We start from the raw sequence: 27,000 nt of genomic DNA, 5'->3' as shown, positions 1-27,000 counted from the left end.
GCTATTTCAACCTTTTTAAACGCATATGTCCAAGTTAAACAGGAGAGATTTCATCAAGTTGTCCGCCACAGCGGGACTGGCGACAACCATTTGGGAGCCACTCTTACAAAAAGCACTGGCCGTAGAAGCCTACAACGCTACCCGCTCCATCAAAGACGTACAGCACATCGTCATCCTCATGCAGGAAAACCGGTCTTTTGACCATTATTTTGGTGCCATGAGGGGCGTTCGCGGGTTTGGTGATCGATTTCCGATACCACTCGAAAGCGGTCAGCGTGCTTTTCATCAGTCAGACGGCGAGAAAATAGTACCACCGTACCGGGCCGATGCGAAAAAATCAAACGCAGCATTTATCAGTGGTACTCCGCATAACTTTCCGGATACCCAAGCAGCCTGGAATCAAGGCAAGTATGGATTTTGGCCGTTATTCAAGACCCCCTATTCCATGGCCTATTATACCAGAGAGGAGATTCCTTTTCAATATGCCATGGCGGAATATTTCACAATTTGTGATGCCTACTATTGCTCCGTCGCCACGGGTACGGATCCTAACCGAATTGTGTTCTGGTCAGGGTCTGTACACGACCCGGACAAGCGTGCAGCAGGCATCAATTGCACTGATGCAGATTCGGAGCCGGTCAATTTACGGTGTTGGATAGAAGGGGAGATGCCCGAACCGGGCTACACGTATCAGGGGAGTGCCTTCTCATGGCCTACCATACCGGATGTGTTGCAGGAGGCCGGGATTAGTTGGCGCATATATCAAGATCCCAATGACAATTGGACAGGAGCCATGCATGGCTGCTTGGCATTTGAGAGCTTCCGAAATGCCAAGCCTGGTGATCCTATTTACGAAAATGGTATGCGGCATTGGTCGCTTGAAGACCTAGCCAATGATGTCAAAAATAATCGCCTGCCGCAGGTGAGTTGGATATTGCCTTCACAAAGCAACTCTGAGCATCCGGGGGCACCCTCGAGTCCTTATCGGGCATCCAACTTTACGCATCAGGTTCTTTCGGCCATTACATCCAATCCGGAGGTCTGGAGCAAGACTGTTTTCTTTCTGACCTTTGACGAGAATGATGGCCTTTTCGATCACCTGCCGGCACCTTCGGTGCCTTCTTACAACCTGGATGGGACACTTGCAGGTAAATCGACGCTGGAGTTGGCAGGCATGTACTTTCATAATGACAAAGACAACCTTGATGATATGGAGGCCGAGCGTGTCTACATCGATAAACGAGACACCATCTCCGGCAATTTACGACCTTGGGGTATGGGACCGAGGGTTCCGATGTACATCCTGTCGCCTTGGAGCAAGGGCGGATGGGTAGATTCTGCCGTAGCAGATCACACATCAGTAGGGCAATTTATTGAGAAAAGGTTTGGTATTACCATTCCCGCTATTTCTCCGTGGCATCGCGCCATCAGCAGTGATCTCACATCGGCATTTGATTTTGTCACGCCGAATGATCCGAAAACTCCTGTTATGCCGGATACTTCTGGGTTCGAGAAGAAGGACGCAGCCTCCCGGGCATTACCCACTGCGGCAGCCCCTCAACAACCCGCCCGGCTGTATCAAGAACGGGGCAGCCGCCCTTCAAGAGCACTTCCCTACCGCCTGCACTGCACGTTGAAGTACCTGCAAGACGATAGGCAGGTACGATTGGTTTTTGAAAACAAGGGACATAAAGGCGCGGTATACCATGTATATGATATGAACCGGCTGGATAAGATACCCCGGCGCTACACGGTGGAAGCGACGAAATCGTTAATGGATGAATGGGATGTGATCGATAGCAATGGCTGCTATGACTTAGAGGTATACGGTCCCAACGGTTATTTTCACAAATTCTCGGGGAATATCAATGATGACGAACCAGAAATTCAACTGGAGTATGACCAGATAAACGGTGGTATTTTCGTTTTGCTACGGAACAGTTCCTCGGTTCCGATGCACATCGAAATAGTAGCCAATGCGTACGATTATAAAAAGGCTGAGGTCGTTTCCTTGGGCGCGGGAGAACTGCTGCGAAAATACATCGGCCTTAGAGAAAGCGGCAACTGGTACGACTTTACCATAAAAACTAAAGCCGGCTTTTTGCACCGGTTCGCCGGGAGGGTAGAAACTGGTAAACACAGTATTAGCGACCCTGCGATGGCAACTGAAATATAGTACCGGTTGTAAATTAACTGCATTTCGATCAACCGGCCCGATGGCTCAAGTATACCTTCCAGGATCGGCTTTGGCTGGGCGGCGGCTCCCAACTATGAGTCGTTTTCGGCCATTGCAGAATTTAGTATCAACGCGTTGTTTACCCTAGCTGTTCTACGATTTCGGTCATATTTTCGACGCTGGCGGGTGGGGATGCAATACAAGTAGCCAAGAGCCGGGTGGGAGATGCCGATCATTTAATCTACGAGTAATTCGTATTTAATTTGTTTGTTTCGTAATATTACTATATTTTCGTAGTATGTTTGGTAGGCTATATTATGAGACTTCATCTATAATGTAGACTGATAAACGGAATGATTTAAGTGGCGCGAATGGACGCGTCTGACAAAAAACAAATGTTATGCGAATAAAAATGAAGTGTTTTTGTTTTCTATTATTTACAGGATGTTTGGCAACAACAACCAAAGCGCAGCAAAGCGAACCGGCGCTTGCCCGCGTGCTTTATGAATTCACGCACATCAACGACACCCTGCAACCCGACAAGCCGCATAAAGAGGAAATGGTGCTTTACATCGGGCAGCATGCTTCGCTCTACGGTTCCAATACGGGCGAACAGATCAACCAGCAAATCCAAAAGCAACTGGAAGACCCTTCGTTCGACGGCAACCTCACCATCACCGGAAGCGGCCGCACCACACAGGAGTCATACTACGCGAAGCCGGGAACACAGGCATTCAAGCAGCTATCCCGTGTGGCAGGGGAAACATACTTGGTGGACAAAGATTATCCGGCTATTGACTGGCACGTATCCGACGAGACCAAGGAGATTGGCGGCTATACGGCACAGAGAGCCACCGGCCGGTTCAAAGGCCGGGAATACACGGCGTGGTTTACCACGGAAGTGCCCTTTCAGGCCGGTCCCTGGAAGCTGCAGGGACTTCCGGGCCTGATTCTCGAAGCCGAGGACAGCCGGGAAGAAGTGGTTTTCCGCTACGCGGGTTTCGAGACCTTTGAGGAAAGCGAAGCCGCGGTATTGCTTCCCGACAACGCAATCCCGACCACGCAAAAAGCGCTGGATAAGCTGGTGGAAGCGTATAAAAGAAACCCCCAGGCAGCACATAATGCCCGCTCGCAAGGCACAGCAACGGCGGGGGGAGGCAGCGGGCGTCCCGTGGTACGCGTGGGAGCAGGCGGAGGAAACGCGATGGCTTCTATCGACCCTTCCCGCATCAAAAGCGTCAATGTGAAAAAGGACAATACGCAGATATCTCCCGTGGACAATAACCCCCTTGAACTGGAAGATAACCGTTGATTGTACCCTTCGGACTGTCGGAAAAATAGCAGACTGTATATATGACGAGATGTTTGGTTACCTTATTCATCCTCTGCTTGGGTCCGGGTGTGCTCGCTCAACAGCAAACCATCCAGGGTTCGCTCAAAACTACTGACGGTAAACCGGTACCCCATGCCAGTGTGACCGTGCGCAATCCGCAGGACCGCATTGTGGTCTTTAAAACCAGTGATGCGAGCGGCAATTTCAGCATTGTCCTGCCTGCCGCAGTGCCCTTAGACAGCCTCCACCTGCTGGTCAATCACCTTGGCTACGCGGGCGTAAACCTGCCGATTTCGCGCGAACGCAGCCACTATGACATTACTCTCCAGGAAAAACCCATCGACCTCTCAGAGGTGAAGGTAAAAAGCCGCCCCCGCATCGATACGCGCGGCGACACACTCCGCTATGACGTAGGCTCCTTTGCCAAGGCAGAAGACCGCAGCATCGGGGATGTACTAAAACGTATGCCGGGCATGGAGGTGAGTGAAAGCGGACAGATCAAATACAACGGGCAGAACATCTCCAACTTTTACATCGACGGCGATGACCTGCTCGACGACAAATATGCCATCGGCACGAAAACCATCCCCCATGCCATGGTGCAGAAGCTGGAGGTGCTGCAGAACCACCAGCCGCTGAAAGTGCTCAAAAACAAAACCCTCAGCGACCGTGTGGCACTCAACCTCGTCATCAAAGATGAGGCACGTCTCAAACTCACCGGGCAGGTCAAAGCAGGCGCCGGCCTGCCCCACCAATATGACAGCGAGCTGAATTCCATCCTCTTCAACAAGAAGTACAAGATGCTCAACGTGGTCAAGGGCAACAACGTGGGCGAAGACCTTGCGTCCGACTTCACGGCATTCGGCCTGTCCGATATGCTGACAGGCGCCGGCAACTCCCGCCCGCAGGCGCTGCTCTCGTCGGGCACCGCGGGTAACCCGCCACTGCCCAAGCAGCGTTATTACTTCAATAACTCCGGGTCGCTCAACCTCAACAACCTCGTGAACCTGAAAAATGGGCTTCAGCTAAAGGCAAACATCAACGGCCTGCTGGATGGCAACGACATGGCATACAACAGTTGGAGCGAACTCTACCTAGGCAATGATACCATTCGCTACAGCGAATGGCAGGACATTGGCCGCGATCCCTTTCTCACCGGTGTTAGCCTCACCGCCATGGCCAATGAAGAAGGGCATTATTTCAACAACGTATTCAAGCTGAACTATTCAGGCGATATGGGTTCGTCTGCCTTACTGAGCAACGACATGGACATGCGCCAAGGCCTGCACAACCGCTTACGCGACTTTGCCAACACGCTGGAGTACACGCCGGCGCTGAAAAACGGCAACGTGATCAACCTGTATTGGTATGTCAATCACTTCAATCAGCCCCAGACGCTTATCATTACACCCGGCATCAACGAAGAAGTGCTGAACGCTGGCGTGCCGTTCGCCGGTATCCGCCAATTCGGTGAAATCCCTTCCTGGTTCAGCCGGGCATCGGCCGCCTACCGGCTCACCAAAGGGTTGATCCGCCAGCGCTACCGGACCGGCGTGATCAACGAATGGCAACGGCTGCATTCGGCCCTGCACCTCACCCAAACGGACGGCCGGGAGACACCTTATGCCGGCAGTGAGGACAATAACCTGCACTGGCAGCGGCATCAATTTTTTTTAGACGGCACATATGAATACAAGCAGGGACCGTGGGAAGCCACCGCAACGCTTCCGCTCGCCGTGCAACGCATCGCCTATCACGACGATGCGTTTGCCCTAGACGAATCGAAAATCCGCCTGCTGTTCAATCCGTCGATGCGTTTGAAACGCATGATGACCAGGGAAGACTACCTTTCGCTTGACTATCGCTATACCAACCACATGGGCAATATCAACGGGGTATTCCGGGGTGCGGTACTAACCAATTACCGCAGCATGGAGGCGAATGAAGCTGACTTGCAGGAGCGCGACAGCCATAATATAGGGCTGCGGTACCATTTCCAACGTGCGATCAGCATGCTTTTCATGAATGCGGGGGTCACCTATGCCAGGTCAACTGCCAATACCATCGCCGCGAGCGTCGTCACGGACAACATTGCCCGTACGGTGCTCCTACCAATCGATAACGACGTGAGCAGCGTCAACCTCAACGCAGGCCTGAGCAAGTTTATCTTTGCCCTCGGGGCGACAGCCAGCCTGAGAGCATCCTGGGGCACCAGCCGCTTCAACCAGGTGCTCAACGGTGAAACGCTCCCCTTCAATAACCGCTCGCTGACGGTAAATCCGGCCTTTGAAGCCCGGCTTTTAAACAAAGTCAACTTCAATTACAACGGCGTGGCTACCTGGACGACCAGCCGACTGATATCAGGAGAAGCCTCCACCCATATGCCCGACCGCCAAATTAGGCTATTCGACCAGACAGTCAGCGTTTCTTACTCACCTTTCAGAAGCACTTTCCTCCGGGTGAACGGCCGCCACCAATATACCAGTCAGGCGCAGCTCAATGACATCTCCTATTTCTTCGCCGACGCGAATATCCGCTATACCCTAGCCAAATGGCGTACCGATATCGAACTCAACCTGACTAACCTGGCTGATGTCACCGCTTACGAAACCTATTCGCTGTCGGCCAATCGACTGGGATACAGCCACTATCAGCTACGCGGCAGCATGGCTGTATTAAAAGTCATCTTCAGCTTGTAATACGTCGGAGAAATAGATTATACCGTTCGGTATATTTTTGTTACTTTTGCCGAAATTGTAAAATCATGACAAGAGTGGTCATTACCGGCATGGGGGCCGTCACTCCCCTTGGCAACGATGTCAATACGTTTTGGCAGAATATTCTCGGCGGTGTAAGTGGTGCCGGATCAATCACCCGGTTTGATGCCGAACGGTTTCGTACCCGTATTGCCTGTGAGGTAAAGGATTTTTCACCCGAAAAATACCTGGATCGGAATGAAATCAAGCGAAGTGACTTGTTTACTCAATATGCGCTATACGCAGCATCGCAGGCGCTGGAAGATGCAGGGTTGGATCTACCTGCAGTGGATCCGTTTGATATTGGCGTGATCTGGGGTGTAGGCCAGGGGGGCATGGAAACTTTCGAACAGGAGGTGACAAACTATGTGACCGGAAGTTATGTGCCTCGGTTTAGCCCATTTTTCGTCCCTAGGCTTATTGTTAACCTTGCTTCAGGGATGATATCGATGAAATTCGGTTTACAGGGCATCAATTACACAGCGGTATCGGCATGTGCGACCTCCAATACGGCGCTCATGGACGCATTTAACTACATCAAAATGGGCAAGGCGAAAGTATTTGTTTCGGGCGGTTCGGAAGCGCCTATTACCCCGGCTTCCATCGGCGGATTTTCCGCAATGAAGGCCATGTCGGCCCGCAATGACGACCCATTGCATGCCAGCAGACCGTACGATCAAGATCGAGACGGTTTTGTCATGGGGGAAGGCGCTGGTGCGCTGGTGCTCGAGGAGTATGAGCATGCTAAAAAGCGGGGAGCCCACATTTATGCAGAGCTTGTTGGTGCGGCCATGACAGCTGATGCCTACCATATGACCGCGCCGCATCCTGAGGGAATCGGAGCATCAAAGGCTATGACACTGGCCTTGGAAGAGGCTAAAATTGCTCCGGAAGATCTGGATTACCTCAATCCGCACGCTACGTCGACGCCAATAGGTGACATCAGCGAACTAAAAGCCGTGGTCGCTGCTTTAGGTGACACCAGCAACCTGCATATAAGCGCGACCAAGTCAATGACCGGGCATTTATTGGGTGCAGCCGGGGCCATCGAGGCAATAATCGCGATAAAGGCCATCAATGACCAAGTAGTACCCCCTACCATCAATGTAGACAACCTGGATAATGCCATTCCCAAAGGCATCCACATCGTCACCAACGAACCGCTACCGCGAACGATCAATGCGGCTATGAGCAATGCATTTGGTTTTGGTGGACATAATGCCAGTGTTGTCTTTAAAAAAGTCTAACATTTATATTTCAGGGTCTTTCAGTTGATTAACAAATGCCTTGCCGGTAGTAAATAAATCGGTAAAGCATTTGTTAAGATGTTGTAATATCTTGTTTCACTTTGCTTGGAAGTATTGGTGGTGGTTTTTGGTGAATTGGGTGTTGCTTTTGTGTTTTTGTTTTATGTTTAGGTTATTATTCGGTTGTTTTGTTTGATTTTTATGTGGTATCGGTAAAGTTACCAAAAAAATATAACATTTGTCATTGCATTGTCTGTATAAATCCATAATATTGCATTAGCTATTCCATTTTGGGAGACCTTTATTAAGTTTTGGTGGTATTTTTTTGTTGGAAGACAATTGACGGTAATATTTAGGCCATGACCAAAACAATGACAAACAGAAGAACCTGGATTAAGTCCAGCTTGCTAGCCGCTGGTGGTTTAGCATTAGCGCCGTCCCTCTCATTGGGGAAGAACAAGGTGGCTGCAGCCACCGCATCGCCGCAAGGTATACTGCGAGACATCACGTTGCCGTGGGACGATACTGCGCCGGCAATGCAAGCTCGCTTATCTGCTAATGAGAACCCATATGGGCCATCGGAATCAGTTCGCAAGGCAGTGGCCGATGCCGTGGGGTTCGGTAATCGGTACGGGCATGAAGATGCGGCACGGCTGATTGATATGATTGCCGAAAAAGAAGGTGTGACGCGCGATTACATTATGCTGGGGCCAGGGTCTACGGATTTGTTGGAGAAAACTGCGATATCGCTTTTCCTGAAAGGCGGCAATATTGTTTCGGCCGATCCTTCGTACATGTCCATGATGAATACGACACGGGCTATCGGCGGAACTTGGAAACCGGTGCCCCTGACGGCTGATTACGCGCATGACCTGGACGCCATGGCCGCTGCTGTAGACAGCGAAACCAGGCTAATCTATGTCTGCAATCCCAATAATCCATTGGGGTCAATTACGTCGGCGGCCGCACTGAAGCAGTTTTGCTCAACGGTCTCAGCCAAAGTGCCGGTGTTTATTGATGAGGCTTATTTGGAATTTTTACCGGATCCAGCGGCAAATACGATGGTGGGACTTGTGGCGCAGGGCAAAGATGTCATCGTGGCACGAACGTTTTCAAAAATCCATTCGATGGCCGGGCTGCGTATCGGATACATTGTCGCTCAGCCAGAGCGAATCAAGTCGCTGAACTCGATTGTAAGGGGTACAATGGGTTTGTGTGTCACCTCATTGAGTGGGGCTATCGCCAGCATGCAAGACAAGGCTTTTCAAGAGAACAGCCGTAAACTCAATTTAGAATGCCGGGAATATTTGTGTAACGAACTGAAAACGCTGGGCTACCCGTATATTCCTTCACTCACCAATTTTGTTATTTTTCCCATAAAAAGCGATGCTCAAGCCTTTCAGGGAAAATTGCGCGAAGGCGGAGTAAGTGTACGCATGTTCGAAATCGACGAAAAACCATGGTGCAGGGTCAGCATGGGTACGATGCCCGAAATGGAATTGTTTACCAACGTGTTGAAGAAAATCACCGTGTAATTCCCGGTTTCAACATTCCCTGCGGTTTGTATGTTTACCCTGCTATGGCAGGCGGACATGCAAGCCGAGTAAAGCCCTAAGACACACTATCTCGAATGAATCCGGCTATAGCTAAGACCATATCACTTTTACTGCTTATCGTTGTGGGGCTCTTGCTCCGCAAGGCTTTGCACAAGGCCGAACATCATCAGGCCCTTAAAATACTGATCCTGAACATTGCATTGCCTGCGATTATTTTTGTGGCATTGATGAATACGCAGATGAACGCCGACCTGATTTGGCTGCCGCTTTTGGCTGTCGCATTTAACTTTGCGATGCTCGGTGCCACCTGGCTGGTATTGCCACGATTGTATGGTATCCGAAGTAATGGAGCGGATATGCGTACGCTGTTGTTGCTTATCCCATCTTTGGCGCCGGGCATGTCATGTTTTCCCTTCTTGCTTGAATATGTGGGCAAAGAAGCCGTGGCGCTTGGGGGCATCGCCGATTTGGGCAACAAGGTATATGTGCTCATATTCTGTTACCTATTGGCTATGCACTGGTATTTTAAGCAGGCAACCGCTCCCAAAGTACGCGGGCGCCAGCGCCTGAAAGCCTTGTTGGCTACGCTGATGAAAGAGCCGGTAAATTTGGCGATTTTTGTGGCGCTTATTTTGTTGGGCTTTGGTTTGCATTTTCAAGATCTGCCAACGTTTATGAGCAATCCCATAACCATGCTGAGTGCTTTGATGACGCCCGTTATCTTACTGTTCATCGGCATCACGGTCAAATTTAAATGGACGCAATTTCGAGTAATTATCAGTTTACTCTTGTTCAGGGCCGGAATTACCTTTCTGTTGAGTGGCGTGTGCTTGCTGTGGATGCCGGGTCTCTCGGCTACCCTGGCAATCGTTGCTATTGTGTTTCCCCAAAGTGCTGTAAGCTTTTGGCCTTTGGCTCATATTTCCACCGTGTCAGCCATGGAAAAACACGGGCGAATTGGTTCGTCGCCTACGTTTAACCCTCAATTGGCGCTCAACGTGCTGGCTTTGTCGCTGCCCTTCTCGGCGACGATCGCACTGGCGGTGTTCAGCACTAATGGTTTCTTTTTGGAAATTCCGAATCTCTTTACAACGGGAGGGCTCTTGCTGGTCATGGCCATCACGCCGGTTTTGCTCCACCGTATGCATATGGCAAAGTGGCGTCCGGCACGACGGAAAGAAACGCTTGATGCACCGCAGAGCCAAGAAGAGCGGGTGGCGCTTTAGTCGCCTTCGTCAAGCAGATTATTGTCAATCTGCTTGCTTGCCCTCGCACCCAGTTTTTTGAGGTTTTCTACTTTTCGAATGACATTTCCGGGGCCGGTACCAAGCTTCTTGGTGGCCTCTTCATGCGAACGTACAGCCCGGTTCAACTGCTCACCCACCCGGTTCATGTCCTGCAAAAAGCCCACAAATTTATCGTAGAGTGCCCCCGCCTCTTTCGCGATTTCAAGCACGTTGCGTGTCTGTCGCTCCTGTTTCCACATGCTGGCTATCGTGCGCAGCGTGGCTAGTAAGGTAGAAGGGCTTACAATGACCACTCTGCGGTCCCAAGCATCGCTAAACAGGTCGGCTTTGTATGTGATAGACATGCTGAACGCCGATTCTATGGGCATGAATAAAAGTACAAAATCAGGTGAATTAATGTGGTAAAGGTCGTGATAGTTCTTCGCGGAGAGGCTTTTGACATGGTTTTCTACCGATTGGATGTGCTGTTTGGCAAAAATCTCCCGTTCTTCATCGGTCTCCGCATTTACCCAGCGTTCATAAGCCAGCAGTGATACCTTGGAGTCAACCACCAGGTGCTTTTCATCGGGCAGGTCGATGATGGCGTCGGGCTGAAGTCGGCGGCCGTCCTCATCGGCCATGGATGCTTGTAGCCGGTATTCGCTATCTTTTACCAACCCAGAGCGCTCCAATACCCGCTCAAGAATGACTTCTCCCCAATTGCCCTGTTTTTTACTGTCGCCCCGGAGCGCCCTTGTCAGGCTGTTGGCCTCATCTTTAATGCGGAGGCTCTGCTCCATTAACTGTTCCACGACACCCTTGAGGGTATTGCGTTCAGCGGCCTCTGTCTGATACGTTTTTTCAACCTTCTCTTCGAAAGTCTTAATCTTTTCTTTGAGGGGATTGAGTATTTGATCGAGGGTCTTACTGTTTGTCTCGGTAAATTTCTGGGTTTTTTCTTCCAGAATACGGTTAGCAATCACCTGAAATTCGGTATTGAACTGCTGCTTGATCGTTTCAATTTCGGCTTTCTGCTCTTGTAGCCTCTCCTGTTGTGATTTGTAATAAGCACGGGCGCTTTCCAGCGATCGTTCAGCCTGGGCTAGTCGCTCACGTTCCTGCTGCAGTTCGCCCAACAGGCGTTGCTGTTCTTCGCGCAATATGCCGGTAATATGCTCCTTTTCGGCCGCCATACTTTGAATCTGCTGCTCCGCACGGGCCAGTTGGAGAGCCAAGTTTTCTTTTTCTTTCCTTAGCAGTTCCTGCTCAGGGTTATGTGTGGGTGATTGCGGGCGTTTGAAAAACAGCAAGGCCGCAATGACCAGGACAACAACGGCAATAACGATGAAGTACAATTCCATGATGAACAAAGATAACAAAAACCGGCCACCGGCTACTGATCACCGATTGCTGACACTATATCAGCTTCTGGTGTGTTTTCCACCACAGGTCGGGCATTTCTCCGGACACCGCTAGTTGATAGTCCTCATATCGGCAAGGGACGAGGTGGTAGCGCTCGTTTACCGATTTGGTGCCTGAATAAGGCACCTGCATCCACCAGCGGTCGGACTTCTTGCTTTTGACAAACACCAGCTCATAGGCATCGTTGTGCACCGATGTTCGGTAGGTGATATAGGCAGATTTCGGAACGAGCGGAGCATCGTGCTTCCGGTTGTAGAAGCCGTCAATAAAATACCAAATCATCTGCGCCAGCAGTATCGCTGTTTGTTCGCGGTTGTCAAACGAGGGATTATACTCATAAAAACCTATGGAAGTGAGTTTGTCGCTCATGCCTGCATATCGGCAGATGCGGCATGCTTCATCGCCGAACAAGCCGTTGGGCGTTGCATACGCATTGCCGGGAGCATCCGAAAACCGGATCGCATTTATATCAAAGCTCATCATGTCTGCCGCCCGGATGATGGGCTCTACATGTTCCACAGCGTTGGTAATGAGGCCTAATCGCATTGCATTGAAATAGAGTTTGTCATACATGGTGATGGACTCCCTGCTCACAAAATACGTCTGGTATGCGAGGTTGCTCAAATTAAAGAGATAGTCGGGCTGATGGAGAATGATGTGGTTAAGATAAGTAAGCGAATTGAGTGGAGCGTTTTCGGTGTTTTCTTGGTCGAGATCAAAGCGTGAATCCACTATCGCTACTTCAACCTTTTGTTCAAGCTTTTCGTAAGCAAGGTATTGTGCATAAGTAATGTCTTGGCCGCCGCCTACGATAATGGGCATAATGCCCGATTTGATAAGCTCGGTGCATACCGCCTTCACTGCGGCATAGGTATCCGTTACGGTTTCGCCGGGCTTGATGTTGCCCAAGTCAGCCAACCGCAGTTTGTACTCGCCCTGATTAAGCGCATAAAAATGCCTGCGCATGATGTTTGCCGCTTCAGCACAGCCTAAGTTGCCGATGGCCATCCGGTCATCCAGCACCCCGAACAATGCCAAATCCGGTTTATCCACTTCCAAATCAGGGAACTCCAGTTCGTGGACTTGTATTGATGCCCCCATCTGGGAGCCGAGAAAACCGGTTTCCGGCGTGAAATCCTGTGAAACAATGGAAGAAAAGAAAACAGATAGGGACATGTTGTCGTGCGTTGTCTGGCAAATTACTGTTGCAAACTTACACAAAATGCACATACTGCCCAAGCATAATCAGCAAAGGTCGTCTTGCCAACGCATCCTCAAAATTTCGAGTATTCCGCACGAGCTATCGTTCAGATAAGGCGCCACCAAGCATCGCCCATGCATGCCCATTGCCGATAAAAAACAAGTTATTCGAATGAAAATTCCGTTTATTCCCTTACTTTTGGGCACATCATCAACTATTTCTAATACGGCGGTGGTTTTAGTAACAGGAGGTACAGGTTTTTTGGGTTCTACGCTGATTAAGCAGCTGCTGGCCGACGGTGTGCATGTCCGTGCTACAAAACGGAAAACGTCCATCATTCCCCCTGAATTAGGCGGCTTGCCTGGCTTGCAGTGGGTCGACGCTGATATTAATGATTTTTTTGCCCTGCAAGACGCCTTTGAGGGAGTAACACAGGTATATCATTGTGCAGGTTTGATTTCGTACCATGCCGACGATCGGAAACAACTGACCGCCGTAAATGTCGGCGGTACTGCCAACGTGGTGACGCTGGCATTGGAACAGCGGATCCGGCTGTTGCATGTCAGTTCCATTGCTGCGGTTGGCCGTGCTAAGACGAATAGGGAAATTACCGAAAGCGACCTCTGGGAATATGATTCCAGCCAGTCAGGTTATGCGATTGCTAAATACGAAGCCGAAATGGAGGTGTGGCGCGGTATTGCCGAGGGCCTGGATGCGGTTATTGTAAATCCCGCTCTCATCATCGGCCCAACGGCAAGAACAACCGATAATGGCGCAAGTGGGACTATTTTTGCCATGCTGCGCGATGGTCTGCAATTTTATACCGATGGATCGGTGGGATTGATCGATGTGGAAGACGTGGCCAAGGCGATGATATTACTGATGAAAAACCCGGCCATTACGGCGGAGCGATTTCTGCTGAGCAACGTTAATATGACACACAAAGAGCTATTGACAAAGTGTAGTGTGTACTTCAACCGGCCCGCGCCGAAATTCAGAGCCACACCGTGGATGTTGGGCGTCGCCTGGCGTGCCGCCGGGGTATTAGCGCTGCTTACAGGTAAACGACCCCTCCTCACGCAGGATACGGCCAAGTCGTCCGTTCAAAAAATGCAGTTTTCCAATAAAAAAATTGTAGAGACGACAGGAATCACATTCAAACCGATAGACAATTCCTTACGTGAAATATGCATAGAACTGTTAAAAGCGACACGACATTGACAAATTATTATATCATTGACTTTGATAGCACGTTCACGCAAGTGGAGGCACTGGATGAGCTGGCCCGCATCTCTTTAGCCAATCATCCCGCCAGGGAACTTATTTATGAAGAAATCGAACGGTTGACCAACCTATCCATGAACGGGCAGCTTTCGTTTAGGGAAAGCCTTTCCGGGCGGGTAAAACTGTTGGAAGCAAACCGCGAACACCTGAAGAAACTTATCACTATACTCAAAAAGCGGGTATCACCTTCCTTCTCCCGCAACCGGGAGTTTTTTAAGAAGCACAGCGACGGCGTGTTGATTGTCTCCGGCGGCTTCAAGGAGTTTATTGTGCCTGTGGTGAGTCCGTATCATATTAAGCAAGACAACGTATACGCGAATACATTTATCTTTGACGAGCAGGGAAACATCACCGGATATGACGAAAACAATCCTTTGTCTGAAGAGGGGGGCAAGGTTAAACTTCTGCGGCAACTCCAATTGCCAGGCAAAATCTATGGTATTGGTGATGGGTATTCGGATTTTCAGTTGAAAGAGTCCGGCCTTATTGAACGGTTCTTCGCATTCACGGAAAATATCGAACGCAAAAGTGTGTCCGAGCGGGCCGATCACGTTACCCCCAGTTTTGACGAGTTCCTGTATGTAAATGATTTACCGCGTGCCATTTCCTATCCTAAAAATCGTATTCTTTGCCTTATTGTCGGCGATGTGCCTGAAATTGCAGCACACATACTCAAGCGTGACGGTTTTTCTATCCGCGTAAAGGAAACGGTTGAAGAAAAATACGTAAAGGATGTTGGCATGCTTCTGCTTGGCAAGGACATCCGGTTGGATGATGCGCAATTGGCACAGGCTGACAAACTGAAGACCATCGGCTATTTGGGAGACAGCAAACACCGTATCAACCGGAGTATCTGCAACGAAAAGGGGATTGTCCTTTTCGACGATAAAAAGGATAAAAAACGCAATAGCGAGTTTATCCCCCGCCGTATGGCGGATTTTATCAACAAGGGCGATACCTACATGAGCCGCAACTTTCCGAACCTGATTTTGCCTAAAATTGAAAAAGCGCACCGCCTGCTCCATATTCATCGTAATGTGCCGGGGGTAATGGCGCAAATAAATAATGTCTTTGCCGAAAACCAAATTAATATCGTTGCCCAGTTTTTAATGACCAAGGGCGACATTGGTTATGCGGTGACGGATGTAGACGCCCAGTACGATAAGCAGCTGCTTAAGCAATTGAGGCAGATAGCCAATACTGTAAAGTTCAGGGTGCTGTATTGACCGCCATTTGATAGAGGCCTGCCCAAAAAATAGAGAGGGAGTTGGGGATCCCTCTCTGGCGCGATAGAATTGTTTATAATACATGAAGGCCACACCGCGGACAATTCTGGGAAACCGGGCGTGTGTTTTTAATTTTGTTTTGTGCTTTTGACTTCTAAAGCTGATGCCGGCGATATTTCAGGGCTAACTTCGTGTTTTTTTTATTAAAAACCGAAAAAATGGGTGGTTTTTTTGATTTTTTGTTGGGTATTCGTATCTGTCCTTGATGATTCGTGTTTTTTTGCTTTCTTCTAATCGTTGCTTGGGCATATGGTGCGATGAATTGTCGGTTTGTTCAGTATATGTCGGTTGTATTTTGTCTGATCAGTGACCAAAGTTCCATATCACCCAAGGCGTAATACATTTATTGAGCCTTACGTCCCAGTTGTCGGCATCTTCAATGGAGTTGACCGGCTCAAACAGCGATAATCCGATTTTTACCGTGTCCGGTCGGCATGCCTGCAAGAAACGATCGTAAAACCCTTTGCCATACCCTACCCGGTGCCCCTGGCGGTCGAAGGCAAGCAGCGGCACAAAGACAATGTCGATTTCAGCGGAGGGTACTGTGGTGCCGCTATCGGGTTCGGGGATTCCCCAGTGATTAACGTTAAGTACGGTGCCTTCTTCCCAAACATAATGCTGCATCGATAGGTTGGTGCGATTGCTTTTGGATAACGCGAGGCGCACATGTGGAAAACGTTGTCTTAACCATGCAGCAATAGCATAGGTGTCCGGCTCATGGTTGCCCTTGATTGGAAGGAATATATGGATGGTTGAATGGGCCGGGAAGTCCACTTTCTTTACCTGAGTTAGCAGTTGATGGTTTAGCTGTTTGAACTCCTGGTCAGCGAGAAGCATCCGCTTCTCGCGGTAGATTTTGCGCAACTCAGATTTAGTCGTTGGGTGCATAGCGGCAATTACGTTTGTCGCAAAGGTACAATAAAAACATCGGCCTCGAGGCGGGGAGCCCCAAGACCGAATAATCAACCTAAACCTAAAAATTTGAATTCTTTTATTTCACACGCTCGATGTAGTCACCTGAGCGGGTATCAATTTTCACCTTATCTCCTTGGTTTACAAAGAGCGGCACCCGTATCTCCACGCCCGTCTCTACAGTGGCACTTTTTAGTGCGTTTGTGGAGGTGTCCCCTTTTACGGCTGGCTCTGTATAAATCACTTCCAGCTCTACCGTAGTAGGTGCCTGCGCCATGATTGGCTCATCACTTTCCATCGCAACGAGCACCTGCATACCTTCTTTCAAAAAGCGTGCCGAACTGCCAAAAAGGGCCTTCGGTATATTAAACTGTTCAAAGGTTGTGTTATCCATCACGACGAATGCATCACCGTCTTCATATAGATATTGGTAGTCATTGGTTTCAACGCGGGCGATCTCGACTTCTTCATCCGTGCGAAAACGGTATTCGACGAGTTTCCCAGTTTTCACATTGCGCATTCTCGCTTGGTAAAACGCCCGCAGGTTGCCTGGCGTGCGATGGATGTACTCTTCAACAGACACCAACTCGCCGTTGAAACGCAGGATATTGCCAGTTTTTACTTCTGAAGCTTTGGCCATTGATTCTTGATTTAATACAGTTGCTTAAATGTCGTCAAAGATACGAAACACGTCCCCTATTTACAAGAAGGCCGGCAAAAAGGCGGGTCACGCTTTATAGTCCGTGATGTTGATTAAGTGCTCACAAAAGCCATACTCTTTCTCCTGATTGGAGCAAACCAGCACCAACCGATTGCCCTTTGTTTTGTCTACGAGGTCGAGATACCAATCTACACCTTGGTGGTCCAAATTGGTAGTAGGTTCATCTAAAAGGACCATTGGTGTGTCCGTATAGCACGCCAGGGCCAACTTGACACGTTGTTTCATGCCAGACGAAAAGAAGCGGATTTGTTTGTCTTTGGCATGCTGCAGACCAAGCCGTTCCATTAAGCGCTGTTCATTAACGCCGTGTAGGTAATGTTTATGCTTAAAATGAAACCTGATTTGCTCTGCAAGTGTAAATTCTTCAATGAGCTCCATGTACGGAGCCACTAGCGAGATGTACCGGTAAATCGCTTCCGGCTTAACGGAATGATCGCCGATGGTATAGCGAATTTGGCCCTTAGACGGGGTAAGGCTGGAAGCAATGACCTGAAGCAGCGTAGACTTGCCTGATCCGTTGGGTCCAAGGATTGCATAACAGCGCCCTGCTACAAATTGGTAAGTCACCCGCCGGAATACCCAATCCCGATTGAATCGTCTGCCAATATCTGCAAGGGTGATTTCCATGGCTTACAGTATGCCCTTACTTTGGCCAAAGCCTTTCATGACACCCCGGTTGGAATTTCGTACAAAGTCAAGTATTTCGTCGCGTATTTCCGTGGGTTTATACTCCGCTTCAATGATGTCTAACGCTTTCGTGAGGTTGTTGTTTTTGACAAACAGTACCCTGTAGATGTCTTGTATCTCATTGATTTGGTTGGATGAAAAACCTCTCCGTCGCAAGCCGACGGAATTGATGCCCACGTACGACAGGGGTTCGCGTGCAGCTTTCACAAAAGGTGGTACATCTTTACGGACCAACGAGCCCCCCGCAATGAATGCGTGTGAGCCGATATGGCAAAACTGGTGTACAGCGACCATGCCCGCCAGCACGACATAGTCGCCCACCGTGATATGGCCAGCCAGTGTGCTGCTATTTGAAAAAATACAGTTATCTCCTACGACACAATCATGGGCGATATGGCTATAGGCTTGGATAAGGCAGTTTTTACCAATAACGGTTTTCCACTTATCCTTGGTGCCCCGGTTTACGGTGACGCACTCCCTGATGGTGGTGTTATCACCGATTTCGGCTGTCGTCTCTTCACCATCAAATTTCAGATCTTGCGGAATTCCCGAAATAACGGCGCCTGGAAATATACGGCAATTCTTGCCGATACGGGCACCATCCATGATGGTCACATTCGAGCCAATCCACGTACCTTCTTCAATGACAACATCTTTGTGGATAGTTACAAACGGTTCGATAACCACATTGCCGGCAATCTTGGCTTGAGGGTGTATATATGCTAGCGGTTGTATCATGATACTTGGCTCTCTTTTACTTTTACAATCTGAGCCATCAACTCAGCTTCAACGACGATTTTTTCGCCAACCATCCCTATTCCTTTCATCTGGGCGATGCCCCTGCGGATAGGTTCCAGCAGGTCGCAGCGGAAGATGATGGTGTCTCCGGGGTTCACTTGAGCCTTAAACCGGGCGTTTTCTATTTTGAGGAACAAGGTGAGGTAGTTTTCCGGGTCGGGTACAGTACTTAGTACGAGTATGCCTCCGGTCTGGGCCATGGCCTCTATTTGTAACACACCGGGAAATACGGGGGCGCCGGGGAAATGCCCCATGAATAGATCTTCATTCATGGTGACGTTTTTTAACCCCACCACATGTGTCTTGGTAAGCTCAAGAATTTTGTCCACCATGAGAAAAGGCTGTCTGTGAGGCAGGATTTTCATGATTTGCACCGTATCGTACAGGGGTGGCATGTTAGGGTCATATATCTTGATGTATTTCCGGCCCTTTTCTTTTTTGATTTGTGCTTTGATTTTTTTGGCAAAAGCCACGTTGGCAGCGTGCCCGGGTCGCGCAGCCATGATGTGGCCCTTTATGGGGCGGCCTACCAAAGCCAGGTCTCCAATCATGTCGAGTAGCTTATGTCTGGCGGGCTCATTTTGATGACGTAGTTCAATGTTATCCAGTATGCCTTCTTTTGCCACGTCAATGTCTTCCCGGTTGAATAATTTTGCCAGGTGCCGCAGTTCGTCCTTGCTGACCTCCTTATCCACCACGACAATGGCATTGTTGAGGTCTCCCCCTTTAATGAGGTTGTTTTGCAACAGCATTTCCAGCTCATGCAGGAAGCAGAAGGTGCGCGAGGAGGCAATATCCTTAGAAAACTCATCAATGCCACTGATAGACGCATGCTGGCTTCCCAATACGGGCGAATTAAAATCAATCATGCAGGTAAACCGATAGCCATCCAATGGCATCGCTACCATCTCTACTTTCCTGTCGGGCTCCGTGTGGTGTATGTTGTGCGGAATTTCGTAATAATCTCGGTCTGCACCTTGGTCTACATAGCCCGTTTGCTCAATTGCCCGTACAAACGGCGCGGAGCTGCCATCCATGATGGGCACCTCGGGCCCGTCAATATCGATAAGCACGTTGTCTATCTGCAGACCCACCAAAGCAGCCATCAAATGTTCGATGGTACTGACGCTGGCGCCATTTTGTGAGATGGTCGTACCCCGGGAAGTGTCTGAAACGTTATCGGCATCTACCAAAATTGTGGGTTGGCTTTCCAGATCGATGCGCCTGAATCTGTACCAATGGTGTTCTGGTGCAGGTTTTAAGGTCATAGTTACGGGTTTGCCGGTGTGAAGGCCTACTCCTGAAACGATAATTTCTGATTTGATTGTTCGTTGTTTTACGTTCATCGTTGTCATTTGGCTTGTCCTTTTGCAAGGAGGCTAAGCGCTTATTTATTTCGATAGTTCTTTGGTTAATAATAGCTGTTCCAACTCTTCAAGCCGACGCTCCAATTCCGGAAGGCGAGAGTAGACCACTTGAGAGCGCATTTGCGCATTATAAGGAGTCGCGGGGCTGCCGGACCATTTTTTGCCTTCCTCGGCAATGGTACGGTTTACACCGGATTGCGCCTGTATCTGACTGCCATTGGCAATATTGATATGGCCAACGATGCCAACCTGCCCGCCGATGACGGTATTTTCACCAACCTTGGTGCTTCCCGAGATGCCCGATTGAGCGGCAATGACGGTGTGTTTTCCAATTTCCACATTATGGGCTATTTGGATCAGGTTGTCCAGTTTGACACCTTCACGGATAATCGTCGATCCCATCGTTGCGCGGTCAATAACCGTGTTTGCCCCAATCTCCACTTTGTCCTCGATGACCACATTGCCGATTTGGCTGATTTTGTTATACGTGCCATCTTCCTGCGGAGCAAAGCCGAAGCCATCGCTGCCTATCACGGTGCCCGAATGGATAATGACATGCGATCCGATGACACAGTCAAAGTAGACTGACACCCCGGCAAACAGCGTGGTGTCATGGCCGATCTTGACATTGTCGCCAATGTACACATGCGGATAGATCTTAGCATTATCTCCGATGACTACATCTTTATCGATATACGCAAAGGCACCGATATAGACATTTTTCCCTATTTTGGCGCTGGGATGGATGAATACCGGCTCCTCAATACCTGCTTTATCCAAACGCATTTTGTTGTACAGTTCCAGCAGTAGGGAAAATGCTGTGTAGGCATTTTTCACCCGGATGAGGGTGCTCGCTATCGGCCTGTCCAGCTTCAGATCTTCATTGATGATGATTACTGATGCCCGCGTTGTATAGAGATACTGTTCGTACTTAGGGTTGGACAAAAAAGACAAGCTGCCCGTGGATGCTTCTTCGATTTTGGCCAGTTGCTCTACCATCACATCGGGGTTTCCTTCCAGGGAACCATTTACGAGCGTAGCTATTTGATGTGCGGAAAATTGCATCTGCAAATGTATAAGTTTAAACGATATATATTCAAATTTTTACTGGCTGTCAGCTTATTGATGATGGAATAGTTAGCAATTCTTTTGGAAATGAAACAGCAAATTTCTGAACTTTTTTTGACAAGGTTCCTAAATTGGACAAATCTGATGCTTCCGCGATATCCTGTACGCTTCCATCTTTCATTAATATTTTGATATTACTGTTGTTTTGTTCGTATGCACTATTCTCAATGGATTGTACCCATACATAATACGCTGTGTCAGCAATGTTTATACCGAAGTGTTTGACAGCTCGTTCTTGTAAATCGGCGATGATATGCGCTTGCGGAGCGGAGCTGTATAATTCTGTTCGATACAAGGACCGGGCAATAAGCCGAGAACACAGCATGCGCAAGATGTGGTCGTTATGATACGCCCAAGCCTTCACTGCCGACCAAATGTCTGTGTCATCGAGACGAGAAAAATGCTCCAAATGTGTCACATCTTCCGTAAAATTTTCCCGGGTAATCTTGTTACGCAAAAAATGTTCCAAGGATGGTGAGGCAAAGAGCGGGCTGCCCTGCCCGTATAGCTCTTTCGCACGCTGGAGAATCTTGAGTAACATTTGTTCGGCACTGAGAACTGTCTTATGGAGGTAAACCTGCCAATACATCAAACGGCGCGCGATGAGAAATTTCTCCACAGAATAGATACCTTTTTGTTCAACGACCAGCTCGTTATCAACGACATGGAGCATTTTGATGATGCGGTCAAAACTGATGACCCCTTCAGCCACCCCAGTAAAAAAGCTATCCCGGCTGAGGTAATCCATCCGGTCGATATCAAGCTGCCCGGAAACCAGCTGGTAAAGAAATTTTTTCGGATAGCGGTTATTGAAAATCGCGATGGCCATGTCCAATCGCCCGTTGAATGTCGCGTTGAGTTCATCCATCATGAGTGCCGAAAGCAGCTCATGCGAAACACCTTCGACCAAGGTATGCTCCAGCGAGTGAGAAAAGGGGCCATGGCCAATGTCATGCAGTAAAATGGCGGTCAGGACGGCTTCCTCCTCCTCCTCCGTGATGGCCGTATCCTTCCCGCGTAATGTTTCGATGGCCAGCGCCATGAGATGCATAGCGCCCAGCGCGTGCTGGAAACGGGTGTGCAAGGCTCCGGGATAGACGAGGTGCGTCATGCTTACCTGTTTAATGTAGCGCAAGCGTTGAAAATAGGGATGCTGTATCAGGTCAAATATAAAACCAGATGGGATGGAAATGAACCCATAAACAGGATCGTTGATTATTTTCTTTTTATTCAATGCCTAGCTCCATTAATGGGAAGTACCGTCACTCGCCATAGGATTTATGGCGCAAAGATACATTACGCGCCTGTTAATTTTTGTTAAAAAAGTCAGGTCAAGGCAAACTTTTCGTTATGTTCGCAATTATTAATAATAATACAACCAATCTTTTACGTTAGGAAATAAGGAATGCAAGAGACGAATATACTATGGGCAGATGATGAGATTGATTTGCTGAAGCCGCACATCATGCTGTTGAATGAGAAGGGATATGGCGTAAAAACGGTGACCAATGGCAACGATGCAGTAGAGGCCTTTAAAAAGGGCTTTTATGATTTGGTCTTCTTGGATGAAAATATGCCGGGACTTACGGGATTGGAGACCCTCTCTGAGTTGAAAAACATCAATCCGGTCGTCCCCATGGTGTTGGTGACAAAAAATGAGGAAGAACACTTGATGGAAGACGCCATTGGTTCTAAAATCGACGATTACCTGATAAAACCCGTCAATCCCAAGCAGATTTTGCTTACCATCAAGAAGCTGACGGAGAATAAGCGGCTCATCAGCGAAAAGACGTCCATGGCTTATCAGCAGGACTTCCGAAACCTCGGCATGATTCTCAATGACAACTTGGACTATGAGCAATGGGCCGACGTTTACAAAAAACTAATTTACTGGGAATTGTCGCTTGAAAAACTCGAAGATGCCGGAATGCATGAAGTGCTTACGTTGCAAAAGGCGGAGGCCAACATGCAGTTTTCCAAGTTTATGGAAAAAAATTATCTCCGTTGGGTGAAAGAACCCGAAAAAGGACCTATCATGTCGCACCAGTTGTTCCGCAAAAAGGTTTTTCCTACGTTACAAGACAATAGGCCTACATTCTTTTTCCTCATTGATAATTTAAGGTATGATCAGTGGCGGGTAATCAACGACGTTATCACCAACTATTTCCGGTTGGAAGAAGAAGATAGCTACTACAGCATATTGCCTACCGCTACGCAATATGCTCGTAACGCCATATTCAGTGGATTGATGCCTTTGGAAATGGAGCGGCTGCACCCCGGATTGTGGCAAAATGATGAAGATGAAGGAGGGAAAAATCTCCACGAAGATAAGTTTTTGGCTGACCAAATCAAGCGGATCTACCGTAAAGAATGCAAACACTCATATACCAAAGTGCTTACGCTCGAACAGGGGCGCGATGTTGCTGATAACCTGAGTAACCTGATGGGCAATGACCTAAACGTGTTGGTGTATAATTTCGTAGACATGCTTTCCCACGCGCGTACGGATATGGCCATGATCCGCGAGCTGGCCAATGATGAGGCCGCCTACCGCTCGCTCACCTTGTCATGGTTTGAACATTCGCCGCTTTTGGATGCGCTGAAATGGCTTTCGCAAAAATCGGTACGTGTCGTCATCACCACTGATCATGGTACCATCCGGGTGAAGCACGCCAGCAAAGTCATCGGCGACCGGAATACGAATACCAACTTGCGGTACAAGCAGGGCAAGAATCTCAATTTTATTGCTAAGGACGTGTTTCACATCAAGAATCCGCACGATGCCATGCTGCCAAAGCTTCATGTGAGTTCAAGCTTTATTTTTGCGAAAGAAGATACGTATTTCGTCTATCCCAACAATTACAATCATTTCGTCAATTATTTCAATGAAACATTCCAGCATGGAGGCATTTCCTTGGAAGAAATGATCATTCCGTTCGCAACGTACACAACCAAATAGCAAAAAATGTATTTTTGCCCTCATGGTCATTGAGGTAGCAAGTTTAACGGATTTACCCCGTGCGGCTGTTCAAATCCTCGCAGCAGCAGGCAAGTATCGGGTATTTCTTTTTTATGGCGAAATGGGGGCGGGCAAGACTACACTAATCAAAGCCATCTGCGGCCAACTTGGCGTCGGCGACGCCACATCGAGCCCTACGTTTGCTATTGTAAATGAGTACAGCGCCGCCGGCGAGCCTATCTATCACTTTGATTTTTACCGGATCCGGTCTGAGCAGGAGGCTTTTGACCTGGGATATGAAGACTATTTCTATTCAGGAAACTACTGCTTTATCGAATGGCCGGAAAAAATCGCCGGTTTATTGCCTCCCGATGCCGTAGAGGTGGTTATCACCGGTTCCGGTAATGGTCATCGCCGCATTACTGTGCATCCGCAGCGGTGAGTAAAGTACGCTTTTGTTTGCAAGTCGCTGTGTAACAGCATGCAGTATTTTGCAAAAAAATCATCCCCCCAATGCAACCTTTTTATTCATATCGTCATCATTACAGTAAACACACGCAAGTTGGAGCAAACGGTTACAATAGATAGTTTGTATGAAGGCTGCAAGGCCGGCAATCGCCACGCGCAGCAACAGCTGTATCAGGCGATGGCGTCAAAAATGCTGGGGGTATGTATGCGTTATGCAAGAAGCACATTTGAAGCGGAAGATATGCTTCAAACGGGGTTTGTAAAGGTGTTTAAGAGTATTGAGCGTTTCCGTGGCGAGGGATCGTTTGAAGGGTGGATACGGCGGATTATGGTCAATACGGCAGTAGAAACATATCGTCGCAATATGCGCGGCGGTTATTCTGTGGACATCGAGGATGTGCAAGACGACATCCAACAGACCTTTTCGATGGACAGCTTGGAATGCGAAGACCTGCTGCGAATTATCCAGACGCTTCCAGATGGCTATCGCGTCGTGTTTAACATGTATGCCCTGGAGGGGTATTCACACAAAGAAATCGCTGAAACGCTCCATATCAGTGAAGGAGCGTCCAAGTCACAATTATCAAGGGCAAGGACTTGGCTTAAGGAACGGATAACACAATTGGAAGGAGGACGTTATGAATCCCAATAAAAGAAATGAATTTGACAAGCAGCTGCAAGAGAAGTTCGGTGATTTTCGGCCTGAGGTTCCGGTAGACCTTTGGGGAAAGATAGCTGCGCAGCTGGACGCTCAAGCACAGGGCGATGCGAAGGCGGCGCCCGCCAAACAACGGCGCCTGCCTGTTTGGTGGTTATCAGCTGCCGCTATGCTGCTGGCCGTATGCGGTGTGTTTTACTGGTACAACAGGCCTGTCGCTGTCACCTATCTGCAACGCCCTGTGGCGAAGGCAGACCCTATCGAACCCGCAATTGGGACGATAACGCAATCGGACAAGGACACCGTGCCGGCCAGCGAGCCGTTGGATATCGAACGGCTTAAACAAGTATTTGCAAAAAAAGATCGAGGATCGGTCCAGCATACGTCACCTACGCTCGACTCCGGCGTAAATAACGACAGACCGCCAGTGGAAAATCAAGGCCCCCAGCAACTCATGGCCAATCAGCCCATACAGTACGAGGTGGCCGGAGCATCCGAAGTAAAACGTCCTGCAACTGCTGTAGTGGAGCTTCCGGTTGAGCGTCCTGGAGAACAATCCGTAGCCATGGAGGAGGCACTAGCCAACGTGCCGGACATCCAACCGTTGGTCGCTTTGGAAGACGACGAGGAAACCATGCTGGCGTCAGCAGGAGAACGAAAGCAACCTTTCGGGATTAGTAATATCCTCAATTATGTAGTGGGCACCGTGGACCAACGTGAAGAAAAGCTTGTTACCTTTTCAAATGATAGCGAAGGTTCGCTGAAGCTTGACTTTAACTTTGGCTTGGCAAAAAACAAAAAGAAAAAAGTAAAATAATATAAGCATCAAACATTTAATATACAACTGATATGAGATACATTAGCCTTACAGTATTGTTTTATGCCCTTATTCTCACGGCTGCAGCACAAGAAAACAAGCGGACTGATAGCCTTCGCAGCTTGGGTAAAATATCTGCCGATACCGTCATCATGGAAGATGTCAATACCGGAGAAAAACGCAAAGTGCGTATCATCGTCCCCGGGAAGGACGAGGGCATGATTACTATCGAAAAATCAGAAAAAGCGTACCAGTACGATTCGGACGATAAGCAAGACGGCAAACGGGTGAGTGTAACGAAAGACCACCCCAGGAAGTCATATCCCATTTATGGGGTCACACTGTCACGGATTGATCTGGGGTTGGTCAAGCTGATGGACAATGGCAGCTTCTCGCTGTCTGACGACAACGATATATTCGATTACCGGCGCGGAAAGACGGTCAATTTCGGATTTGATGTATTGCAGGCAGGGTACCGCTTTAATGACCAGTTCCGGATATTCTTATCCGGAGGATTCGACTGGACTTACATACGGCTCAAGGGCAATTATATATTTGATCCGGACATTGTGCCGCTGACCGTTGTTGACGACCAGACGGATATCAGGAACAACAGGCTCACGTCTACTTACTTAAGGCTGCCGCTTACCTTTGAGTTCAGGAGCAAAAATTATTCCGGTATGGGCCGGATGCGGTTTGCGTTTGGCCCGGAAGGGGGCTTCCTGCTGAAAGGTACACAAAGGTACCGCGGTGCAGACGGCAAAGTCAAACAGCGTGGAGACTATGCATTTAATGAGTTCCGCTACGGCGCATTCGCCCGGTTTGGCGTTGGCGCCTTTGGTATTTACGCCAAGTATTACTTCAATGATATCTTCGAAAACAGTCCCCAGCACGCGGGATTGCAGAACTTTACCTTTGGGTTGATGCTCGGCTTCTGACAAGTGTGACAAGTTTTTGCTTATTCCGGTTGTTGGGGGGGGCATAGGATCGCGAAACGG

The 27,000-nt window shown here is 48.9% G+C and carries 22 protein-coding genes; 13 read left to right on the top strand and 9 right to left on the bottom strand.

Going from position 1 to position 27,000, the window contains the following annotated elements; translation table 11 throughout:
• Positions 1–25: 25 nt before the first annotated feature.
• The 6 genes from JHJ32_RS18975 (at position 26) to JHJ32_RS18950 (ending at position 10,294) form a co-directional block, all read left to right on the top strand.
• Positions 26–2,176: a phosphocholine-specific phospholipase C gene (locus JHJ32_RS18975; protein WP_200122043.1), complete on the top strand. Its 2,151-nt coding sequence runs from the start codon at positions 26–28 to the stop codon at positions 2,174–2,176.
• A 400-nt stretch (positions 2,177–2,576) separates the two neighbouring features.
• Positions 2,577–3,488, top strand: a complete 912-nt coding sequence (locus JHJ32_RS18970; protein ID WP_370584545.1) for a GLPGLI family protein — start codon at positions 2,577–2,579, stop codon at positions 3,486–3,488.
• Between the two features lie 41 nt (positions 3,489–3,529).
• The gene (locus JHJ32_RS18965; RefSeq protein WP_200122041.1) at positions 3,530–6,208 is read left to right on the top strand and encodes a carboxypeptidase-like regulatory domain-containing protein; all 2,679 of its coding nucleotides are present in this window, start codon (positions 3,530–3,532) and stop codon (positions 6,206–6,208) included.
• Between the two features lie 65 nt (positions 6,209–6,273).
• Positions 6,274–7,512 (top strand): beta-ketoacyl-ACP synthase II, encoded by a 1,239-nt coding sequence (gene fabF / locus JHJ32_RS18960; RefSeq protein ID WP_200122040.1) that lies wholly within the window; start codon positions 6,274–6,276, stop codon positions 7,510–7,512.
• 371 nt (positions 7,513–7,883) lie between these two features.
• The gene (locus JHJ32_RS18955) at positions 7,884–9,047 is read left to right on the top strand and encodes a histidinol-phosphate transaminase (RefSeq protein ID WP_200122039.1); all 1,164 of its coding nucleotides are present in this window, start codon (positions 7,884–7,886) and stop codon (positions 9,045–9,047) included.
• Between the two features lie 95 nt (positions 9,048–9,142).
• Positions 9,143–10,294 carry an AEC family transporter gene (locus JHJ32_RS18950; protein ID WP_200122038.1) on the top strand — a complete coding sequence of 384 codons (1,152 nt, stop codon included), beginning with the start codon at positions 9,143–9,145 and terminating at the stop codon, positions 10,292–10,294.
• On the opposite strand, the gene rmuC is transcribed toward JHJ32_RS18950, so the two are convergent.
• Both rmuC and JHJ32_RS18940 read right to left on the bottom strand, forming a co-directional pair.
• A complete protein-coding gene (rmuC, locus tag JHJ32_RS18945) occupies positions 10,291–11,655 on the bottom strand; it encodes a DNA recombination protein RmuC (protein WP_200122037.1) in 1,365 nt (454 codons plus the stop codon). The two genes, JHJ32_RS18950 and rmuC, sit on opposite strands and share 4 nt — an antisense overlap.
• A 55-nt stretch (positions 11,656–11,710) precedes the next feature.
• Positions 11,711–12,892 (bottom strand): formimidoylglutamase, encoded by a 1,182-nt coding sequence (locus JHJ32_RS18940; protein WP_079718493.1) that lies wholly within the window; start codon positions 12,890–12,892, stop codon positions 11,711–11,713.
• A 196-nt stretch (positions 12,893–13,088) separates the two neighbouring features.
• Here JHJ32_RS18940 and JHJ32_RS18935 point away from each other — a divergent pair, with 196 nt between their 5' ends.
• Together JHJ32_RS18935 and JHJ32_RS18930 are read left to right on the top strand one after the other, a co-directional pair.
• Complete coding sequence (locus tag JHJ32_RS18935) at positions 13,089–14,138, top strand: NAD-dependent epimerase/dehydratase family protein (protein WP_233632759.1); 1,050 nt, start codon at positions 13,089–13,091, stop codon at positions 14,136–14,138.
• Complete coding sequence (locus JHJ32_RS18930) at positions 14,135–15,427, top strand: HAD-IB family phosphatase (protein WP_079718492.1); 1,293 nt, start codon at positions 14,135–14,137, stop codon at positions 15,425–15,427. The genes JHJ32_RS18935 and JHJ32_RS18930 overlap by 4 nt, the downstream gene beginning before the upstream one ends.
• 363 nt (positions 15,428–15,790) lie before the next feature.
• On the opposite strand, the gene JHJ32_RS18925 is transcribed toward JHJ32_RS18930, so the two are convergent.
• The 7 genes from JHJ32_RS18925 to JHJ32_RS18895 form a co-directional block, all read right to left on the bottom strand.
• Entirely contained in the window at positions 15,791–16,375 is a 585-nt protein-coding gene (locus JHJ32_RS18925; protein WP_200122036.1) for a 5-formyltetrahydrofolate cyclo-ligase, read from the bottom strand.
• A gap of 103 nt (positions 16,376–16,478) precedes the next feature.
• Positions 16,479–17,039, bottom strand: a complete 561-nt coding sequence (efp, locus tag JHJ32_RS18920) for an elongation factor P (protein WP_200122035.1) — start codon at positions 17,037–17,039, stop codon at positions 16,479–16,481.
• 87 nt (positions 17,040–17,126) lie between these two features.
• A complete protein-coding gene (locus tag JHJ32_RS18915) occupies positions 17,127–17,747 on the bottom strand; it encodes an ATP-binding cassette domain-containing protein (protein WP_079718489.1) in 621 nt (206 codons plus the stop codon).
• A 3-nt stretch (positions 17,748–17,750) separates the two neighbouring features.
• Complete coding sequence (gene lpxA / locus JHJ32_RS18910) at positions 17,751–18,545, bottom strand: acyl-ACP--UDP-N-acetylglucosamine O-acyltransferase (protein ID WP_079718488.1); 795 nt, start codon at positions 18,543–18,545, stop codon at positions 17,751–17,753.
• Positions 18,542–19,951, bottom strand: a complete 1,410-nt coding sequence (locus JHJ32_RS18905; protein ID WP_200122054.1) for a bifunctional UDP-3-O-[3-hydroxymyristoyl] N-acetylglucosamine deacetylase/3-hydroxyacyl-ACP dehydratase — start codon at positions 19,949–19,951, stop codon at positions 18,542–18,544. The genes lpxA and JHJ32_RS18905 overlap by 4 nt, the downstream gene beginning before the upstream one ends.
• A 45-nt stretch (positions 19,952–19,996) precedes the next feature.
• Positions 19,997–21,037 carry a UDP-3-O-(3-hydroxymyristoyl)glucosamine N-acyltransferase gene (gene lpxD / locus JHJ32_RS18900; RefSeq protein WP_200122034.1) on the bottom strand — a complete coding sequence of 347 codons (1,041 nt, stop codon included), beginning with the start codon at positions 21,035–21,037 and terminating at the stop codon, positions 19,997–19,999.
• Positions 21,038–21,086: 49 nt separating this feature from the next.
• Positions 21,087–22,334, bottom strand: coding sequence for an HD domain-containing protein (locus tag JHJ32_RS18895; protein WP_079718485.1), 1,248 nt, complete (start codon positions 22,332–22,334; stop codon positions 21,087–21,089).
• Positions 22,335–22,505: 171 nt separating this feature from the next.
• Between JHJ32_RS18895 and JHJ32_RS18890 the strand changes: the two genes are divergently transcribed.
• The 5 genes from JHJ32_RS18890 to JHJ32_RS18870 all read left to right on the top strand — a co-directional run bounded on the left by JHJ32_RS18890 (position 22,506) and on the right by JHJ32_RS18870 (position 26,940).
• Positions 22,506–24,059, top strand: coding sequence for a PglZ domain-containing protein (locus tag JHJ32_RS18890; RefSeq protein ID WP_079718484.1), 1,554 nt, complete (start codon positions 22,506–22,508; stop codon positions 24,057–24,059).
• A gap of 22 nt (positions 24,060–24,081) precedes the next feature.
• Positions 24,082–24,501, top strand: a complete 420-nt coding sequence (gene tsaE / locus JHJ32_RS18885) for a tRNA (adenosine(37)-N6)-threonylcarbamoyltransferase complex ATPase subunit type 1 TsaE (RefSeq protein ID WP_079718483.1) — start codon at positions 24,082–24,084, stop codon at positions 24,499–24,501.
• Positions 24,502–24,621: 120 nt separating this feature from the next.
• The gene (locus JHJ32_RS18880; RefSeq protein ID WP_233632758.1) at positions 24,622–25,179 is read left to right on the top strand and encodes an RNA polymerase sigma factor; all 558 of its coding nucleotides are present in this window, start codon (positions 24,622–24,624) and stop codon (positions 25,177–25,179) included.
• Positions 25,166–26,002: a hypothetical protein gene (locus JHJ32_RS18875; protein WP_200122032.1), complete on the top strand. Its 837-nt coding sequence runs from the start codon at positions 25,166–25,168 to the stop codon at positions 26,000–26,002. The genes JHJ32_RS18880 and JHJ32_RS18875 overlap by 14 nt, the downstream gene beginning before the upstream one ends.
• 32 nt (positions 26,003–26,034) lie before the next feature.
• A complete protein-coding gene (locus JHJ32_RS18870) occupies positions 26,035–26,940 on the top strand; it encodes an outer membrane beta-barrel protein (protein WP_200122031.1) in 906 nt (301 codons plus the stop codon).
• Positions 26,941–27,000 lie beyond the last annotated feature (60 nt).

The sequence above is a fragment of the Parapedobacter sp. ISTM3 genome (assembly GCF_016533505.1).
In the GTDB taxonomy this organism is placed as follows: Bacteria; Bacteroidota; Bacteroidia; order Sphingobacteriales; family Sphingobacteriaceae; genus Parapedobacter; species Parapedobacter luteus.
Note: the sequence above shows the minus strand (reverse complement) of the source record. Positions and strands in the feature narration are given on the sequence as shown.

What these genes read in the sequence shown, in the direction of transcription:
- JHJ32_RS18975 (WP_200122043.1), top strand. Translation starts at nt 26, where the DNA reads ATGTCCAAGTTAAACAGGAGAGATTTCATCAAGTTGTCCGCCACAGCG.
- JHJ32_RS18970 (WP_370584545.1), top strand. Translation starts at nt 2,577, where the DNA reads ATGCGAATAAAAATGAAGTGTTTTTGTTTTCTATTATTTACAGGATGT.
- JHJ32_RS18965 (WP_200122041.1), top strand. Translation starts at nt 3,530, where the DNA reads ATGACGAGATGTTTGGTTACCTTATTCATCCTCTGCTTGGGTCCGGGT.
- fabF (WP_200122040.1), top strand. Translation starts at nt 6,274, where the DNA reads ATGACAAGAGTGGTCATTACCGGCATGGGGGCCGTCACTCCCCTTGGC.
- JHJ32_RS18955 (WP_200122039.1), top strand. Translation starts at nt 7,884, where the DNA reads ATGACAAACAGAAGAACCTGGATTAAGTCCAGCTTGCTAGCCGCTGGT.
- JHJ32_RS18950 (WP_200122038.1), top strand. Translation starts at nt 9,143, where the DNA reads ATGAATCCGGCTATAGCTAAGACCATATCACTTTTACTGCTTATCGTT.
- rmuC (WP_200122037.1), bottom strand. Translation starts at nt 11,655, where the DNA reads ATGGAATTGTACTTCATCGTTATTGCCGTTGTTGTCCTGGTCATTGCG.
- JHJ32_RS18940 (WP_079718493.1), bottom strand. Translation starts at nt 12,892, where the DNA reads ATGTCCCTATCTGTTTTCTTTTCTTCCATTGTTTCACAGGATTTCACG.
- JHJ32_RS18935 (WP_233632759.1), top strand. Translation starts at nt 13,089, where the DNA reads ATGAAAATTCCGTTTATTCCCTTACTTTTGGGCACATCATCAACTATT.
- JHJ32_RS18925 (WP_200122036.1), bottom strand. Translation starts at nt 16,375, where the DNA reads ATGCACCCAACGACTAAATCTGAGTTGCGCAAAATCTACCGCGAGAAG.
- efp (WP_200122035.1), bottom strand. Translation starts at nt 17,039, where the DNA reads ATGGCCAAAGCTTCAGAAGTAAAAACTGGCAATATCCTGCGTTTCAAC.
- JHJ32_RS18915 (WP_079718489.1), bottom strand. Translation starts at nt 17,747, where the DNA reads ATGGAAATCACCCTTGCAGATATTGGCAGACGATTCAATCGGGATTGG.
- lpxA (WP_079718488.1), bottom strand. Translation starts at nt 18,545, where the DNA reads ATGATACAACCGCTAGCATATATACACCCTCAAGCCAAGATTGCCGGC.
- JHJ32_RS18905 (WP_200122054.1), bottom strand. Translation starts at nt 19,951, where the DNA reads ATGAACGTAAAACAACGAACAATCAAATCAGAAATTATCGTTTCAGGA.
- lpxD (WP_200122034.1), bottom strand. Translation starts at nt 21,037, where the DNA reads ATGCAATTTTCCGCACATCAAATAGCTACGCTCGTAAATGGTTCCCTG.
- JHJ32_RS18890 (WP_079718484.1), top strand. Translation starts at nt 22,506, where the DNA reads ATGCAAGAGACGAATATACTATGGGCAGATGATGAGATTGATTTGCTG.
- tsaE (WP_079718483.1), top strand. Translation starts at nt 24,082, where the DNA reads ATGGTCATTGAGGTAGCAAGTTTAACGGATTTACCCCGTGCGGCTGTT.
- JHJ32_RS18875 (WP_200122032.1), top strand. Translation starts at nt 25,166, where the DNA reads ATGAATCCCAATAAAAGAAATGAATTTGACAAGCAGCTGCAAGAGAAG.
- JHJ32_RS18870 (WP_200122031.1), top strand. Translation starts at nt 26,035, where the DNA reads ATGAGATACATTAGCCTTACAGTATTGTTTTATGCCCTTATTCTCACG.